General features: G+C 39.7%; 13 protein-coding genes and 3 tRNA genes. 5 read left to right on the top strand and 11 right to left on the bottom strand.

The window, feature by feature from the left end:
* Positions 1 to 7: 7 nt before the first annotated feature.
* The 6 genes from FNH22_RS25930 to FNH22_RS25905 all read right to left on the bottom strand — a co-directional run bounded on the left by FNH22_RS25930 (position 8) and on the right by FNH22_RS25905 (position 6,576).
* Complete coding sequence (locus FNH22_RS25930) at positions 8 to 865, bottom strand: ABC transporter permease (protein ID WP_143401425.1); 858 nt, start codon at positions 863 to 865, stop codon at positions 8 to 10.
* Positions 866 to 887: 22 nt separating this feature from the next.
* Positions 888 to 3,119 carry an exopolysaccharide transport family protein gene (locus FNH22_RS25925; protein ID WP_185154415.1) on the bottom strand — a complete coding sequence of 744 codons (2,232 nt, stop codon included), beginning with the start codon at positions 3,117 to 3,119 and terminating at the stop codon, positions 888 to 890.
* A 174-nt stretch (positions 3,120 to 3,293) separates the two neighbouring features.
* The gene (locus FNH22_RS25920; protein ID WP_185154414.1) at positions 3,294 to 4,088 is read right to left on the bottom strand and encodes a polysaccharide biosynthesis/export family protein; all 795 of its coding nucleotides are present in this window, start codon (positions 4,086 to 4,088) and stop codon (positions 3,294 to 3,296) included.
* 22 nt (positions 4,089 to 4,110) lie between these two features.
* On the bottom strand, positions 4,111 to 4,947 hold the full coding sequence (gene kdsA, locus FNH22_RS25915; RefSeq protein WP_143401422.1) for a 3-deoxy-8-phosphooctulonate synthase: 837 nt from the start codon (positions 4,945 to 4,947) through the stop codon (positions 4,111 to 4,113).
* A gap of 1 nt (position 4,948) precedes the next feature.
* Positions 4,949 to 6,037: a non-hydrolyzing UDP-N-acetylglucosamine 2-epimerase gene (gene wecB, locus FNH22_RS25910; RefSeq protein ID WP_143401421.1), complete on the bottom strand. Its 1,089-nt coding sequence runs from the start codon at positions 6,035 to 6,037 to the stop codon at positions 4,949 to 4,951.
* A complete protein-coding gene (locus tag FNH22_RS25905) occupies positions 6,028 to 6,576 on the bottom strand; it encodes an HAD family hydrolase (RefSeq protein WP_143401420.1) in 549 nt (182 codons plus the stop codon). Before FNH22_RS25905 ends, wecB begins: the two co-directional genes overlap by 10 nt.
* A 131-nt stretch (positions 6,577 to 6,707) precedes the next feature.
* Between FNH22_RS25905 and FNH22_RS25900 the strand changes: the two genes are divergently transcribed.
* Entirely contained in the window at positions 6,708 to 9,128 is a 2,421-nt protein-coding gene (locus tag FNH22_RS25900; RefSeq protein WP_185154413.1) for a penicillin acylase family protein, read from the top strand.
* 4 nt (positions 9,129 to 9,132) lie between these two features.
* Positions 9,133 to 9,498: a hypothetical protein gene (locus FNH22_RS25895; protein WP_143401418.1), complete on the top strand. Its 366-nt coding sequence runs from the start codon at positions 9,133 to 9,135 to the stop codon at positions 9,496 to 9,498.
* 23 nt (positions 9,499 to 9,521) lie between these two features.
* Here FNH22_RS25895 and FNH22_RS25890 read toward each other — a convergent pair whose 3' ends face one another.
* Both FNH22_RS25890 and FNH22_RS25885 read right to left on the bottom strand, forming a co-directional pair.
* Positions 9,522 to 10,043: a DUF4920 domain-containing protein gene (locus tag FNH22_RS25890; RefSeq protein ID WP_143401417.1), complete on the bottom strand. Its 522-nt coding sequence runs from the start codon at positions 10,041 to 10,043 to the stop codon at positions 9,522 to 9,524.
* Between the two features lie 40 nt (positions 10,044 to 10,083).
* Complete coding sequence (locus tag FNH22_RS25885; RefSeq protein WP_143401416.1) at positions 10,084 to 11,547, bottom strand: M28 family peptidase; 1,464 nt, start codon at positions 11,545 to 11,547, stop codon at positions 10,084 to 10,086.
* 193 nt (positions 11,548 to 11,740) lie between these two features.
* On the opposite strand from FNH22_RS25885, the gene FNH22_RS25880 reads away from it, so the two are divergent.
* From FNH22_RS25880 to FNH22_RS25870, 3 genes are all read left to right on the top strand, one after another.
* Positions 11,741 to 11,829, top strand: a tRNA-Ser gene (locus FNH22_RS25880).
* Positions 11,830 to 11,872: 43 nt separating this feature from the next.
* Positions 11,873 to 11,946 (top strand) — tRNA-Arg (locus tag FNH22_RS25875).
* A 35-nt stretch (positions 11,947 to 11,981) separates the two neighbouring features.
* Positions 11,982 to 12,056, top strand: a tRNA-Pro gene (locus tag FNH22_RS25870).
* 240 nt (positions 12,057 to 12,296) lie between these two features.
* Here FNH22_RS25870 and FNH22_RS25865 read toward each other — a convergent pair.
* From FNH22_RS25865 to FNH22_RS25855, 3 genes are all read right to left on the bottom strand, one after another.
* Complete coding sequence (locus tag FNH22_RS25865; RefSeq protein ID WP_143401415.1) at positions 12,297 to 14,471, bottom strand: OmpA family protein; 2,175 nt, start codon at positions 14,469 to 14,471, stop codon at positions 12,297 to 12,299.
* A 22-nt stretch (positions 14,472 to 14,493) separates the two neighbouring features.
* Positions 14,494 to 15,477, bottom strand: coding sequence for a PorP/SprF family type IX secretion system membrane protein (locus FNH22_RS25860; protein ID WP_143401414.1), 984 nt, complete (start codon positions 15,475 to 15,477; stop codon positions 14,494 to 14,496).
* A 30-nt stretch (positions 15,478 to 15,507) separates the two neighbouring features.
* On the bottom strand, positions 15,508 to 17,288 hold a 1,781-nt coding region (locus tag FNH22_RS25855; protein WP_143401413.1), incomplete at its 5' end, for a cadherin domain-containing protein.

Genomic DNA, 17,288 nt, shown 5'->3' with positions numbered 1-17,288 from the left:
GAGTATTTCAAACTGTATCCATAAAATTCTTTTCTACCCGGTTGAAAATAATTATACCAAAAAATAAAGTAATCAAAGTAAAAACAAGGCTGTAAGACAAACCATACCAATTCAGGTCACCGGTACCCAAAAATGCATACCTGAAACCTTCTACAACGGACGTCATAGGATTGGCCATAATGAATTTTTTGTACTTTTCAGGAATTGTAGAGACAGGGTAGATAACAGGGGTGGCATACATCAATAGTTGAACTCCAAACTGTATCAAAAATGTTAGATCTCTATATTTAGTTGTTAGAGCTGAAAAAATTATTCCTAAACCTAACCCGAGGAGTGCCATTATCAATATCAAAAGAGGTAATACTAAGAGGCCCTCATTCGGCTTGATATTCGTGTCATCTACTCCTACAAGAAAGTAAAGATAGATAGCAAAAAAGAATGCAAATTGAATCAAAAACTTAATTAATCCGGAAACCACTTTAGAAAATGGCACTATCAATCTGGGAAAGTAGACCTTTCCAAACACATTGGCATTTTCTATAAATGTTTTCGAGGTAGTACTGAAAGATTCTGAGAAGTAATTCCAAACAACAATTCCTGACAGATAAAACAACACCTTAGGCTGTCCATCGGTACTTATACCTGCAATATTTCCAAACACGAGGATAAAAATCGCAGCTGTTAAAATGGGCTGAATTACAAACCAGATCGGGCCTAAAACGGTCTGTTTATATATGGTAATAACATCTCTTTTAACAAACATGTAAAGAAGATCCCGGTATCTCCACAACTCTCTGAAATTGACTTCCAGCCAGCCTCTTTTTGGCTGAATTACCATGTCCCATGCCTTTGTCTGATCCTTCAATTATGTCAAAAGGTTAGTTCGATCAACTACGTTTTTTAAATCTTAGTTTCTGCAAAAAAGAGTTTGTTCTACTCTGATTAGTATAGTAGCCAGATCCATTACTATATCCATAACCATAGGTATAACCATATTTATAGCTATATCCATATCCATATCCATATTTATTGACTGTTACATCATTAAATATAATGCTGAGATTAGACATTTTCCCAGCTCTATACATTTCATCTGCATTCTTAACGGTTCCTACAGGTGTATAGCCCTGCCTGACAATATAAATAGAATGGTCAGCATATTTTGCCAGAATCATGGCATCAGTAACTAAACCTACTGGTGGGCTATCGATAACTATGAAATCATAGGCTTTCTTCAACTCAGCCATGAGTTCGGGTAATCTATCCCTCAACAAAAGTTCTGATGGGTTCGGCGGTATAGTGCCACTATTCAGTATATGTAAATTTTCAAACGGAGAGGTTTGGACAATTTCATCCACACCTATATCAGAGGACAAATAGTTACTCAAGCCTAATTCATTAGAGATATCAAAATCTCTGAAAAGTTTAGGCCTTCTCATGTCCGCGCCTATCAGGATAGTTTTCTTTCCAGTAGAAGCAAAAATGAGTGCAAGGTTATCGGCACAGAATGTTTTTCCTTCTCCTGCAATTGACGAGGTAATTAAGACCGTTTTGCTTGATCCGTTGCCAACAAAAAAATTAATGTTCGAGCGAACAGATCTGAACGATTCTGTTATCGCAGATCTGGGAGATTGGTGAACTACTAGATTTGCCTTGTCTTTATTATGTCCTATAACACCTAGAAAAGGAATATCTGTATATCTCTCTACATCTTCCTTGAATTTAACTTTATCATTAAAGTAATCGAACAATAAAATTAGTCCAATAGGCAAGCCTAAGCCAATCAGTAAAGCCATAATATAATTCTTACTTGTCTTAGGAGTAATAGGTCCTCCAAAAGCAGGAGGGTTAACGATGACCACGTCTGATGTATTAGAGGCCCTAGTAATACTTGCTTCGGCTTTTTTCTCCATTAAAATGAGGAATAGACTTTCACTGAGTTTGTAAAGCCGGTTCAAATTGACATATTCTCTTTCAGCTTTAGGAAGTGCTGAAAGGCCGAACTTTGCATTATTTATTTGCCTGGTAAGTTCAGCCTGCGCTATGGACAGTGATTGTCTTAATGAATTAATAACTTCTTTTATTCCTGATTTTATCTCGTCTGTTCGGTTCTGAATCTCCTTCAAATATGGATTATCGGTTTTAGTGGTTCGCAACAATTGTTTATTCTCAATTTGTAAATCAATGAGCTGCTTTACAAGATCGTTTAGTAAATTGTTTGAAATGCCTACCGCCGCTGGAATGGTAATTTCTCTTAAGTCTTCCTGACCATCAAGGTAATTGGTCAGGTAATTGAAATAGTTTTCTTCTAAAATCAATTCAGATTGTTTTCCCAGCAAGTCATCCAGGTTATCCTGATATCTACTCGCTTCATTTGATATGCCTGAAGAAAAATTATTTTCCTTAAATTTTTGAATTTCTAATTCCAGCAGTACCAATGAGTCAGATATAATAGCAAGTTGGTCATCAATAAATGAGACTGTTCTGGTGGCTTGTTCATTTTTGGTTAGTAAATCTCTTTCCTGATAGGTTTCGGCTAACCTCCTAAGGAAATCAGCATCTTTGGCAGGTGTGGGTCCATTGAGTGTTAGAGATAAAATGGAGGCACCTTCCTGCAACCAATTAACATTGATTCTACCGGTATAGGAACCTGCAACAGCCGAATAACTCCTGAAGACAACCAATAACTCATCTTGGAAAGACGTTATCTTAGCCTCATTCAAAGCGTCAATTTTATATCTAATCCCCTGAAAATCGAACCATTCACCAAATTTCACACCCTTATTTTCAGATTTATTATCTGATGCTCTTACCTCAAAGCTTTGGCTATCTACAACATTCAAATAAAAGCTACGGCCATGCGGCAATTGGGAATGAATAGAATCTACACTTATTTTTAAAGGCGGCCCAGGATATAGTTCTGATGTCTTAATATCACCTTCCTGGTAGTAGGAAACATTAAAATCCAGTTTCTCAACTGCCTTTCTTATCAATGGATATGATCTAAGTAATATCTCTTCGTTGTAGTAATTTTTACCCGGCATAAAGCCTCTGCTGTTATATATCAAGTCAGAGATGGAATTATCCTGTTCATTTTGATCCTTGATTAAAATTGTCATCGATACAGGATAAATTTTAACCGTATACCTGTTAATAGTATAAGCTGTAAATAAAGCCAGTATTGCGCTTAGAACTACCCAGTACCAATACTTAAGTATCAAAAAGAAAATTCTCCTGATATCTAAGTTAGAATCCTGAGGACCAATATTTCTAGAATCTTGCATCAGAAGAGATTAATTAAACAGATTAATGGTTAGGAACAAGAGAGATAAAGTGGAAATAACCAATGTAAAGTTCTGAGTTAAATATTGTCGGAAAGGTTTTTGCTTAAGCGGAGGTACTATAATCACATCGTTATTATGCACATAATAATAGGGCGAGTTGACTAAGTCCTCATCGAGCAGGTTAATGTAATAAACATTAACCGTTCCGTTTTCATGTCGAAGAATTTTGACTTTGCTTCGGTCCGCCAGATCATCAAGTCCACCAGCTAAACCCACCGCTTCAATTATATTTGTTCTGTTGTTGAATACGGAAATGACACCTTCCTGAGCAACTTCCCCCAGTAATGTAACTCTAAAATTCAGTAATCTAACTCTAACTACAGGCTCCTTCAAAAAGTCCATCGCCTTACTCTGTATCAACTTCTGAGCCTCATGAATGGTCAGTCCCGCCACCTTAATTTTATTCACTACAGGGAATTCAATCTCTCCGTTGTAATCCACCAGGTAACCTGATAGAACTATGCCTCCCTGCTGCCCCTGATTAACTAAATTAGTGTCGTTAGTTTCGTTGAAAAAGTCATACTCTTCCCGTGTCAGGCTCAACACCTTCACAGACAGAACATCCTCGGGTTGTATCCGGTAATCGAACCGATCAGGTTTATAAGACCTCAAAGTAGTGTCCGTAGGGTAATTTTCTTGTTCCAGTTCATCTTCATATTGCAGTAAAACCGTCTTTCTGTTCGGTACGCAGGATGAAACTATTAACAATACACCAATCCCGATGAAAGTAAGATATTTACACATTATTGAAGTAAAAACTTTGCTTTTAATTAACATACCTACCTCCCACTTCCCAAAGTTCCTTTAACATCGTCAGAAAACCTCTCATTTCATCTAATGGTATCATATTAGGCCCATCGCTCAGCGCCTTTGCCGGCTCGGGGTGGGTTTCTATAAAAAAGCCATCTACTCCTGCCGCTGCCGCCGCACGGGCCAGGTAAGGGGCAAATTCACGTTGTCCTCCCGAACTCCCTCCTGCACCTCCCGGTTGCTGTACGCTGTGCGTAACATCAAACACCACAGGACTATACTGCCTCATAATCGGTAACGCTCGCATATCTACCACTAAATTATGATAACCAAAAGAAACGCCTCGTTCCGTAAGAAAGACATTGGCATTACCGGTCTCTTTAACCTTATCCACGGCATATTTCATATCTTCAGGCGCCATAAACTGACCTCTTTTAACTTTAACAGCCTTACCGGTTTCAGCAGCTGCTAACAATAAATCTGTTTGGCGGCACAAAAAAGCAGGTATTTGTAAGACATCGGCTACTTCCGCTACTTCCTTTGCCTGATACGATTCGTGGATGTCCGTAACGATAGGAACATGCAACTGCTCTTTAACACGAGATAAAATTTCTAACCCTCGTTCCATTCCTTTTCCACGATAAGAGCCTGATGACGTACGGTTTGCTTTATCGAAAGAAGCCTTGAATACATAGCTGACATTCAATTGATCGCAAATATTCTTAATGGTCTCCGCTACTTGTAAACAGATGTCATAGCTCTCCGCGGCACATGGCCCGGAAAAAAGTACCATCTTATCACCTCCGAGTGAGATGTTTTTATTAATCGTGACGTTATCTTTAAATATATCCACTTCAGGAAATGCTCATTAAATGGTCAACTATTCTAGTGGAAGTCTTGCCATCCCAAAGGTAAGGGATGCTTCCTTTTTTCCAATTTCCCTTCATAAGCTTGTCAAAAGAGTCATTTAATGATTCAGGGTCAGTACCTAGTAATTCATTGGTACCTTCCTCTATCGTTTCAGGCCTTTCCGTAGAATCTCTTAATGTCATACATGGAATACCCAGCACAGTAGCCTCTTCCGTAATGCCACCTGAATCAGTAACGACAGCCAACGCATGCTTCAACAAATAAATAAACTCCAGGTACCCCATAGGTTCTATGGCCAGCAAATTTGGATAATTCATTTCATCCATATCCAGCATCTTCATAGTTCTTGGGTGGACTGGGAAAATTACAGGATAGTCACCGGATAGTGTACATACCCGGTCTATGATCTTTTTTAACCCTGCACCGTCATCTACATTAGACGGTCTGTGCAATGTCATAAGTATAAACTCTTTTTGCCTGAGGTTTCCTTTATCCCATACAGCCGGTTTTTGGAGCCTCTCAAGGTTTGCTAACAAGGAATCAATCATCGTATTCCCTACGTACACTACCTTTTCAGCGGGTACTCCTTGCTTTCTAAGGTTATTGTTAGCATGTTCCGAGGTAGTATAAAAATAATCTGTGATGGAATCTGTCACTACCCTGTTCACCTCTTCAGGCATACGCCAGTCACCTGATCGGATACCACCTTCTACATGTACTACTATGACACCACATTTCTTTGCAGTTATCGCGCATGCCATCGTTGAGGTAACATCTCCCACTACCAAGCAAACATCAGGCACCTCTTCCAGAATAATTTGCTCGTAGCCTGTCATTATTTTAGCGGTTTGCTCAGCTTGTGTACCAGAGCCTACGCCAAAGTTAACATCCGGACTAGGTATGTTCAATTGCTCAAAAAATGATTCCGACATTTTCTTATCATAGTGCTGACCTGTGTGAACCAACCGAAAAGAAAGGTCGGCGCCTTCTGAACGTCTCTTTTTAATGGCATTGATGATAGGCGCAACTTTCATAAAGTTTGGACGTGCGCCCGCTATCATATCTATGAGCATATTTTAATAATATTGGTCAATTTACCCTGTGCAGCCAATATAAAATCAGCTACTTCTCTTATTACCCCTTCTCCACCTTTTGATCGGGTGATTAAATTAGCCTTGTCCCGGATGTATTCAACTCCATCAGAGGGTGAAACGCCTAAACCGCTATTAATTATAGATCGCAGATCTATTAGATCGTCCCCTATGTAGCATACTTCATCAGGCAAAAGGTTAAAGCCACTGATTTCTTCTTCGATCAATTTCCACTTATCCTTGGCCCCCTGATGAAAAAAATCAAGTTTCAGTTCTTTACATCGACGTTCTACCAGGTCTGATTTGCGACCGGTAATAGCGCCTACTACTATACCGCTGGATTTTAAGAATCGAATAATCTGACCGTCTTTCACATTGAATAATTTCAACTCGTCACCGGTATTGGTGTAAATGACCTCTCCTCCCGTAAGTACACCATCCACGTCAAAAATTAAAGCTTTAATTTTTGACGCAGCCTGTATCTGAGTTAATGTATATTTCGCTAAAATCTTGGTGGTCATTTTGAAAAATCGCTCAAATATAAAAGTATTATTTTCCAAAGTCCTATTAAATACACATTTGTAAATATCCCAACGATGAATTGCGAATATTTATGTTAATTTATCACCAGGAATTATCCCGCTTTATTCTTATGAAAATCATCAAATTCTCCATTTCCGTTGTTATAACCCTTGCACTTATTTACTTCCTCAATAACAGGCTGGTTATCCAGGGAAATCCGGTACCTCCACTGGGTAAGTTTCTTGACCCCTTCCATGGTTTTTGGCAAAACGCTGAATCTGACAGTATTCCATTCGCACCTCTCAGCGAGTTAACTACCTTAAAAGACTCGGTGAATGTATTTTATGACAAGTATGGCATCCCCCACATTTTTGCTCAGAATGACCATGATCTTTTTATGGCTCAGGGTTTTGTAGTAGCCCAGAACAGACTCTGGCAAATGGACTTTCAATCTTATGCAGCTGCCGGACGAATCTCCGAACTTATAGGTGAGGCAGCCTTGGATTTCGATCGTTTGCAACGTAGAAAAGGGATGGTCTCCGGTGCACGTACCAGCCTGGAAACTATGTTGAAAAATACTCAATTGAAATTATTTCTAGAAGCCTATCAAACAGGTGTAAACACATTTATCTCGTCATTAAAATACAAAAACCTACCCCTGGAATATAAGATACTGGATTATGAACCTGAGCCCTGGACACCTTTAAAATCTGCACTGCTTCTACAATACATGAACGATAACCTTACAGGTTGGGACCGGGACCTGCAAAATACTAACGCTTACCTGACTTTAGGAGAAGAAAGGTTTAAAGCCTTGTTCCCACAATGGCCTGCCGGTATCGACCCGGTAGTGCAGTCTCCGGAACAATGGTCCTTTGAAGCTGCCCCAAAAGAAAAGCCTGATTCACTGATCGTATCTAATACAATGATGAAAAAAGTTCATCCGATGCCTGACCCTGATAATGGCAGTAACAATTGGGCTGTCGCCGGATGGAAAACAAAAAGTGGTAAAGCCATACTGGCCAGTGACATGCATTTAGGCCTAAATGCTCCTTCTCTTTGGTTTTTGATGCAACTCAGCTCCCCTAATTACAATGTGATGGGGTTTGCATTGACAGGAAATGTGGGGATTGTATCTGGTTTTAATGAAAATATCGCCTGGTCATTTACAGATGTAAGCAGAGATGAGCGTGACTGGTACAGTATTAAATTTAAGGAAGGGTCCCGGTCCGAATATTTCTATGGTGACAAAACGCTCCCTGTTGAAACTAGCTATGAAGAAATAAAGATCCGGGATTCGACTCCATATACAGACACAATATTAACTACTGTTCACGGACCTATTGTCTATGATGACAGTTTTTTAAGTGATGGTCAGAAAGACTACCTGGCATTAAAATGGATAGGTCATACTCCTTCAAGAGTACAGGATGCTCTAATTGATCTGAATAGGGCCTCAAACTATAATGAATATACTGAAGCCCTTAGAAAATGGGATGCGCCCAGTCAGCATGTTGCTTTTGCCTCTGATCAGGCTGATGTGGCTATCAGGGTACAGGGCTTGCTCCCCAACCGCTTTAAGGGACATGGCCGTTTCATTATGGACGGGTCGGATCCGGCATTTGACTGGGGAGAATTTATTCCATTCGAACACTACGCATTTGAACATAATCCCCCCCGTGGCTTTATTAGCTCTGCCAATCAACATTCTGTGGATCAAAAATATCCTTATGAAATGAACCTGCACAATTCAGAGTTCTACAGAAACCGCAGGATCAATAACCAACTTAATGCCTTTGACAGTAGCAGTATCACTCCACAGGATATGATGAAACTTCAAAATGACGCTTACGGTATCAAGCCATCAGAAATACTTCCCGTGTTTTTAGATTCTATAGATAAATCGAAGAACAGTGAATTCATGACAGCATTAAAAGAATGGGACTATTTTTACACCGTTCCTTCCAAAGCACCTACCTACTTTGAAGTGTGGTGGAGAAGCTTCAGAAATCTCTTGTGGGATGAATTTATTGACTCTGAGTTGCCGATGGGGCGACCTTCAGACTATCATACTATCTGGATGCTGAAAAATGATTTCCCAAAAGAATTCTATGATCACCAAGGTACATCGCAAGTAGAATCATTTAAGGAATTACTTAGTATGAGCCTGGATTCAGCTAAAACAAAAATTCAAACATGGGAAGATAAAAAAGGTTTGGAAGCTACATGGGGTAATTACAAAGGTACATCGATCATTCATTTATCACGGATACCGGCATTTGGCACATATAATATCCAGGTAGACGGGCAGTCGAAAACGATCAACTCCACAAAACCAAACCACGGCCCTTCACAACGATTAGTGGTAGAAATGACTTCGCCCCCCCAGGCCTGGGTGGTACTACCCGGAGGACAATCAGGAAACCCAGGCAATCCCTTGTACGAAAACATGATCCCGCTATGGCGCGATGGTGAATATATTAAACTCAATTTCATGCAAAATGAAACGTCAGAAAATGAAATATTCTTTAAGCAAACTTTAACAAAATAGTCAGATGAAGTTCCTCACTCAAATTATCTTAATAATGGTTATTAGTGCACTTCTTCAGATATACCTGCCTTTCTGGAGTACAGCTCTGGTCGCTTTTGTAATTAGCGTCCTGTTTCAATCTAAAAGTGGCGTGTCTTTCATGGCCGGCTTTCTTTCCATTTCATTGCTTTGGTTCGGTATGGCTTACTTCATCGACGTAGATACATCTTCTATATTGACGGTAAAAATAGCAAAGCTCTTTTCTGTTTCCAGCCTATTACTAATTATATTAACTGCACTGATCGGAGGCCTGGTCGGTGGCTTTGGTGCTCTCTCGGGCAGTCAATTTGTACATCTTTTCAGAAAAAAGGAGAGAAACCTTTATAAATAGCCTGTAGAAACAAATGGTTAATTTCAGTTCTGGATAATAACACCGGATGCTACAAATGTTATCTCTCGTTTAGGCTCGGTTATTGATTCAATTTCTTCCGGGCTTTTACCCGCATCTTCAGCAAAATGCCTTAATGTTTCGACATCCGTTGTTACTTTCTTTACATATCCTTCAACGATAGTATTTTTATCTTCCACACCACTTTTAGGAACGAAAAATCCATAATCTTTAAAGGTCACTCTCATTTGATCTTCGTCAGAAAGTGCTACATTCATCCAACAGCCTTTCATGGCACATGTTGACAGTATTTTAGTTTGCACCTTCAGTGATATGGAATCAGCATCTTCAAGTAATGCAAGCATTTCAGTGGTAGAAATGGCGCCAGTTTCATCGATCTTCTCTCCGTAATTACCTGTAAGCACAGTTTCTGCCTTTGCATCACCTTCCTGTAATGCACTACTTTCGTTTTCATTGGATTCCTTTTGCGCCGACCCACAGGCAACTAAAAAGAATATGGACAAACTATATAAAAGTGTGTTTTTCATGATCTAAATTATTTTAATTAACAATAATAAGATGATCCTACTACTTATCCTTATACAAATCGACGCCGGCCGAATGATATTTATCACCTTCCACCCAAAAAGGTTTTACGGGATCATTGGCAATTAATCTACAAGCCAGAACATAGGCCCCAAAAAAGCTGGTCAGATAATCATAATCTATATTGTCCGGGTTGTCCTCTACCTGATGATAGTACTTTCCTATTTCAGCATCAAATGCCCTGAACCCCAAACTAAATGTAGGTGCGGGTATTCCCTTACTTGCAAAATTCACATTATCCGAACGATCAAATAGGCCTTGCTCCGGTGCAGGGTCATCGATAGCGGTTAACCCAAATGCTGTACAGGCCGATTTGATATGATCAGTCGCTGTGGTTCTCTCTAATCCGATAATGGTCGCGACAGACGTATCATTATACCCCCCATTATCACTGTTGAAACAATACACCATTTGATTCAAAGGAATTAGTGGATGCTCAGTATACCATTTACTTCCTAAAAGTCCTTTTTCTTCACCTGTGAAGAGGATAAATAATGCAGAACGCTTTGTAGGATGTTTAGCAATATTTTCCGCTGCACTCAAGACGGTCACCACACCAACAGCATTATCACGAGCACCATTATAGATAGAATCGCCTTCAGCGTTCGGTGTCCCCACCCCTATGTGATCATAATGTGCAGAATAAATCACAAACTCGTCCCTTAATTCAGGGTCAGTACCTTCTACCATACCCACAACATTTTGGGCGGGTATTCGGGTTTTCTCCATTCCGCTGATACGAAATGAGGCCTTTGTGTTTTTCTTGATCGCAGAGGACAGTTTGTTTTCTGTATCTTCCAACCATGCATGGATAAAGTTGTCTTCTTCATCAGAACCTGTTGACAATTGTTCACGATTTAAATAAGATTTTATCCGCTTCCATAAATCACTTCCTGCTGCATTTACTTCTATCAAACCTACTGCCCCCTTAGCCTTGGCTACTTCCCTTTTTTTCCGGACCATTGAAAACGCGGAATTAGGGTCTTTATGTCCTTCAGACCCTGACCATACTACCACCAGTTTACCTTCTACCTCTTTTTTAGCATAATCATCTTCCAGGCCATAACCTGCAAAAACTACATTCGCATCCAACTCAGCATTTGTTCCCTCGAGTATCACCAGATCATCGTACTTAATTCCCGCCAGTAGAAACGATATCTCCTGTGCCGGCTTAACATTTTCTACGATCACCGGTTGAAAATAACCATTATCCGCGCCTGATACTGGTTTCACTCCGTACCTTCGGAAAGTAGTAGCGAGGTATTTTGCTGCAATATCTATTTCCGGTGTTCCCATGTCCCTGCCTCGCAATTCGTCAGAGGCCAGGAAATAAATATGTCCTTCTATCGTCGCTTTGTTATTGGTAGACTTTGCAAATTCTTCATCACTTTGTGCATAAGCAGAAAAGCAAGTGACTATTGACAGTAATAAGATATATTTATTCATTAGGGATTTTTGATTTTTTGAATCTATAAAATTACTTCATAATACTGAAAATCGCGTTTCATATAAATCTAATTTGGGTGATGTCACTTCAAGTCAATTTATTAATGAATGATTTAATAAAAATGCTGCGGGTACTATTGCAATAGTGAAATGACTTCCATTATATTTGCACTCCCTTTTGAGGGACAGCTACGGAGAGGTGGGTGAGTGGCTGAAACCAGCAGTTTGCTAAACTGCCGTACCTTTTATCGGGTACCGGGGGTTCGAATCCCCCTCTCTCCGCGGATGATTTGCTGAAACAAAACGTTGTGACAGCATTTTTCATGGTTCCGTAGCTCAACTGGATAGAGCAACTGCCTTCTAAGCAGTAGGTTGAAGGTTCGAGTCCTTCCGGAATCACAGCTTGAGTTTTTGAGCTTAAGTTACCATCAGTTCGGGGCGTAGCGCAGCCCGGTTAGCGCACCTGGTTTGGGACCAGGGGGTCGCAGGTTCGAATCCTGCCGCCCCGACATTGCCCGTCGAAGCTCTTTGAGCGAAGGCGGGCTTTTTTGTTACATTTCTTCGAAATTGGTTAGGTAAATAATTTCCTGGGCGGGTGATGCCTGTTAGAGTTTAAAATACTTTTCATTGTTTACTCTATCCAAAGCGCAAGTAGACCAACTAATGACCTCAGAAACAAGCTTACCGGAAAAGTCAGCAAAATATGGCGTAGAACAATTTTTTTGCCATGGCGATTTAGGTTACAATAATTAACCTGAAGGAATATAATTCTTTTCTAATTGAATAAGTAAAATTTCTACTCTCCTATTGGCATCGTGAATGTGTTCCTCACAATCCGAAATTTCATAACATTTTCCAATTGCCCTGGTTTCACCAAAAAACTTTAACCTTACCCTGGTTTCTTCAATTCCCTTGCTTAATATATAATCCTTTACATAAGTTGCCCGGGCCTTAGATAAAATATAGTTATATGTATTTGAGCCTCTTATATCCGTATGGCCGTTGACAACAGCAATCAAATTTTTATTCTGCTGTAAAGAGGTCACCACTTTTTGGTCCAGGTAAGCACATACATCAGGCTCAAGAACGTATTTATCAAATTCAAAATGAACTTTAACCTCACTTTCTACTGAGTCTCGAGACACAAAGTTATCCCTTTCAATTTTTCGTTTTTGATAATGATATGTAAAAGCATCCTGCAAATCAACTTTTTCGCTGTCCTGAGTATAAGCTACAATAAATGCCCTGTCAACATTCGAATCTTTTAAAATTTGTCTTGCTTCAAAATAGGATGGGTCATCTGCGATATAGTACTTATACCATCCATCCTCAGTATGCATCTTAATTTCTCTATTCCCAGTGTATATTCTTCTTAATTCTTCTTCAGATAGTTCTTGCCTGGATGCGGCAATTTGCACACGATATTTGATTCCTTCATCTTCTATAACTTCATTATCTTCATCTTCAAAAAAGTCATCGGTATCGGCTTCAAAATTGTCGGCAACCGGTTGAGTTTGTGACTGCAGGTAAGTCATGTCGGTCTGGATGCTCATCTCTCCCAGGTTCTCCATCTTAAATATAATGCGTTTTGGCTCCTTGACATTCAGGTGATAGGCCTTCTCATCGGTTATTATTACTGATTCACCTTCGGTGTCGGCATATACTGGTTTCAGGTTGAATACGTAGGTCTCATCCTCCTGTAGGTTCAAACGCTTGGATAGCAACACCACCTTTGATGACGCTTCCCCTTCTGACGGTCCTTTTACCGAATTTAGTGTTTCCGCTATCTCTGCATAATCTATCCCGTCATCATAGCGGTTAAAATTGTATTGTACATTCGGACTCAATTCCACGCGTACCGAGTCTTTTACAGCGCCTGACTCATCCAACTTGAAAATATCGAAATAGTAAGCCACCTCCGAATTGAAACTAAAGGAGTTGGCTATGATCTCTTCTATCTCAACCTCTTGGTTTTCATCAGCGGGATCTGAAAGTTCCAGCGTCATCAAATATTGCAACTCCTCCAGAGAGCGGTCATCAAAATCATAATTCAGTACCGTATAATATATATTTGAATAACCCTCACTGTTACTTACAAAAAAGGATTCACCTTCAGCATAGGTAGAAAAATATGCATCAAATTTTGAAGTATTTATTTGTTCCCCAAGGTTTACAGGTTGAGACCAATTAGCCCATGTACTATCCAATCTTTTTGACATGAAGATATCCATATCACCGTACCCCCCGTGTCCATTACTTGCAAAAAACAATACCTCCTTGTCAGATGATAAAAACGGTGAAATTTCAGACGCTTCGGAATTAATATTTTGGTTTAAATGAACAGGTCCATGCCATTTTTCTCCTTTTTTATAATAAATATAAATGTCTTCATTCCCATAACTATCCTTACTATCGGTTGAAATCAATAATACATCCTCGGATGTGGACATGTAGTAATTACGATAGGCGTTTTTTATATTGAATTTTAAATTTAACTCTTTTGGATTAGTCCAAACATCATTCACAAACGTTGAATATGCCACCCCGTATTTCCATCTCAGCGGTGAAGAATAGGTATTAAGAACATAAATGAGGCTATCTTGCTGACTAAATCCAATAACCACATTATTAGATTCATTATTCAATTCAGACAGATTCTTCGGGAAGGTCCATGAACGATCATTTTTGCGTTTGGAATACCAAATATCCTGCCCTGCTAATTTTCCCCCAACATTATTATCGGCAAATGTTCTTACAAAAAACAATGTATTGCCATCGGGTGAAAGTAATGGATTTGCCTCTTCTGACTTAGAGTTTATACTATCTCCAAGTTGAGTTGGTTCAATCAATATTCGGATCTGACCGCTGAGATTGAATGTTAACAGACTTAAAGCAATAATTAATATATAAAGAGACACTTTCATAGTAAAAGCCGTAGATTAAACATTACCATAGTGATGTATAATTTTTGGAATCAAAAAGTTTAACCCCTATAACAATTTCATGGCTTAACGGATTAAAACCGCTAAAGTCAATTTGCTTGTGCTCGAATGAGTATCCCAAACTATAGGTATTGTCAAGTGTCATTCCAAAAAGGGCAATAAGAGTTTGATCATTTCTATAAGACATTCCCATATATAAATTTTGATTATATCTAAAGCGCGCACCAACATCAAATAACAAGGGAGTGGTTTGGGAAAAGCGAATATAGGAAGCCGGAATTACTTCTAAATTTTGCCCTGTACTAATTCTGTATCCACCAACAATGGTGTGAAGTATTTCTGATGAATTACCGGACAAATTTTGATTTCCGCTAATATGGGGATCTGCAGCATTCAACAGGGCATAGCTCAGGTAAAAAGATTCTGAATATACCGCAATGCCTGTATTTAATTTAAAATAACTCTCACTTTCCCCATTATTGAGTAATTCCTGGTAAAGATCATCATTATCGGGGTTTAACACTCGAAGTTTGGTTGGATTGATTCTGGTATTATGATATCCTGTAGTGACTCCCAGCGACAAGTAAGCACTATTGGTGATCATTACATGTACGGCCGTGGAAACCATGGCGCCAGTTTGCCTGGCTGCTCCGATTCTCTCATCAAAAATATACCCACCCACTCCAAACTTTGTAGTTTTCTCATGATAAGGTGAATCATTGCCCACCCTGACAGAATTATATTTATTGGGATTATGCGGACCAATTTTAAGTATTCCGGCCCCTCCAATGAAGTAGGATATTGGGGCGCCATCAATATCAGTCCACTGCTTTCTTATTCCGGTTCTGATATCAAGAAAATCATTTGCACCGGTTAACCCAGGCGCATAAAATGGCATAACCTGAAAATATTGACTAATCAAATTATGGTTTTGACCAATTGCATTTCCTGATAAGAACAAGCATAATATAATTAATATCTTCTTCATCAATAGTTTTTTTGTTTTCCCTTGACTATACTATAGAATTACTACATAGCCTTTGTGAATCTGATTTTCTCCTTGGCGACTTTCCCGTATTATATAGAAATATGTGCTCTTCGGAAGTTTGTTGCCTCCATAGGTCCCATCCCAGGGAGCATCATAGCCTATCGATTCAAAAACTACATTTCCATCCCTATCCATTATGAGTACTTTACAATCATCTACCAGGTCAAGAAACGGAATTTCCCATGTATCATTTTCATGATCTCCGTTTGGCGTAAAGGCATTGGGAAAATTAAACTCATTTTGTACCTTACGGGCAACGGTTATTACAAAGTCTCTTGTTATTGTTAATCCCCCAAGGTCTTCAGATTGAACAGAAATAGTATATTGTGTTCCGTTATCCGATGCTAATGATTCATCAGTAATTAATCTATCATCCGCTATGTTAAAAAATGAGGAATGATCGCCGGCCAGGATGGTGTAGCTATGAGTATCTGCCACATCCTCATCTACTGTCGATAGTATGCCTACTTCAATGACAATATCCTCTTCGTTTACTGTATTATTTGAAAGAATAATTTCTGTCGGAGATTCATTTACATTCAGAACAAGGATTTCAAACTGGTCTGAAAATGTAAACCCTTGTGCATCTTCAACCTGTATGGTTAGGGTATAAACATCTTGTTGTTCAAAATTGAAAGGACCGGCAGCCTTCAGTGAATCATCTTGTATAGTGAATAATGATGCATTGGTTCCTAATAAACTAAACGTGTGGCTATCACCTGTATCAGGATCCTGCGCGCTTAAAATACCAATGAATGTTCCGGCCGGCTCATTTTCATTAATCTGCTGATTGGATAGACTCAAGCCGGTCGGTGGGCTGAAATTATCAATTACATCATCAATTACAGTAACCGTCCAGGTCTCCGTATCCGAGTTATTGTCGTCATCAGTAGCGGTAATTTCAATTTCATATACATTGTCAGTATTGGCATCTACCGGTGACTCAAAGTCTCTGACTACCATGCTGACCACACCGGTAGTGCCGTTGATCGTAAAGTCCGCTGCATCTGCCCCGCCGCTGATGGTATAGGTCACATTGCCTATTGGCGTATCACCACTAAGGTTAGGGGTCACCGAAGTATAGACCGAATTTTCATTGACATTGGCATTAGCGATGGCATCAATGGTAAAGTTGGCGACTTCTATCTGGTCGATTACAGTTACCGTCCAGGTCTCCATATCCGAGTTATTGTCGTCATCGGTAGCCGTGATTTCAATTTCATATACATTGTCAGTATTGGCATCTACCGGTGACTCAAAGTCTCTGACTACCATGCTGACCACACCGGTGATGCCGTTGATCGTAAAGTCTGCCGCATCTGCTCCGCCGCTGATGGTATAGGTCACATTGCCTATTGGCATATCACCACTAAGGTTAGGGGTCACCGAAGTATAGACCGAATTTTCATTGACATTGGCATTAGCGATGGCATCAATGGTAAAGTTGGCGACTTCTATCTGGTCGGTTACGGTTACCGTCCAGGTTTCCGTATCCGAGTTATTGTCGTCATCGGTAGCCGTGATTTCAATTTCATATACATTGTCAGTATTGGCATCTACCGGTGACTCAAAGTCTCTGACTACCATGCTGACCACACCGGTAGTGCCGTTGATCGTAAAGTCTACTGCATCTGCTCCGCCGCTGATGGTATAGGTCACATTGCCTATTGGCATATCACCACTAAGGTTAGGGGTCACCGAAGTATAGACCGAATTTTCATTGACATTGGCATTAGCGATGGCATCAATGG

The organism is Fulvivirga sp. M361, from assembly GCF_007097395.1.
Classification (GTDB): domain Bacteria; phylum Bacteroidota; class Bacteroidia; order Cytophagales; family Cyclobacteriaceae; genus Fulvivirga.
The sequence above is the reverse complement of the archived record's forward strand: the minus strand, read 5'-3'. Positions and strand labels throughout refer to the sequence as shown.

Excerpts from the sequence above, each read along its gene's own strand:
- FNH22_RS25865 (WP_143401415.1), bottom strand. The coding sequence starts at position 14,471 with ATGAAAGTGTCTCTTTATATATTAATTATTGCTTTAAGTCTGTTAACA.
- FNH22_RS25925 (WP_185154415.1), bottom strand. The coding sequence starts at position 3,119 with ATGACAATTTTAATCAAGGATCAAAATGAACAGGATAATTCCATCTCT.
- FNH22_RS25900 (WP_185154413.1), top strand. The coding sequence starts at position 6,708 with ATGAAAATCATCAAATTCTCCATTTCCGTTGTTATAACCCTTGCACTT.
- wecB (WP_143401421.1), bottom strand. The coding sequence starts at position 6,037 with ATGCTCATAGATATGATAGCGGGCGCACGTCCAAACTTTATGAAAGTT.
- FNH22_RS25905 (WP_143401420.1), bottom strand. The coding sequence starts at position 6,576 with ATGACCACCAAGATTTTAGCGAAATATACATTAACTCAGATACAGGCT.
- FNH22_RS25895 (WP_143401418.1), top strand. The coding sequence starts at position 9,133 with ATGAAGTTCCTCACTCAAATTATCTTAATAATGGTTATTAGTGCACTT.
- FNH22_RS25885 (WP_143401416.1), bottom strand. The coding sequence starts at position 11,547 with ATGAATAAATATATCTTATTACTGTCAATAGTCACTTGCTTTTCTGCT.
- FNH22_RS25920 (WP_185154414.1), bottom strand. The coding sequence starts at position 4,088 with ATGTGTAAATATCTTACTTTCATCGGGATTGGTGTATTGTTAATAGTT.
- FNH22_RS25890 (WP_143401417.1), bottom strand. The coding sequence starts at position 10,043 with ATGAAAAACACACTTTTATATAGTTTGTCCATATTCTTTTTAGTTGCC.
- FNH22_RS25860 (WP_143401414.1), bottom strand. The coding sequence starts at position 15,477 with ATGAAGAAGATATTAATTATATTATGCTTGTTCTTATCAGGAAATGCA.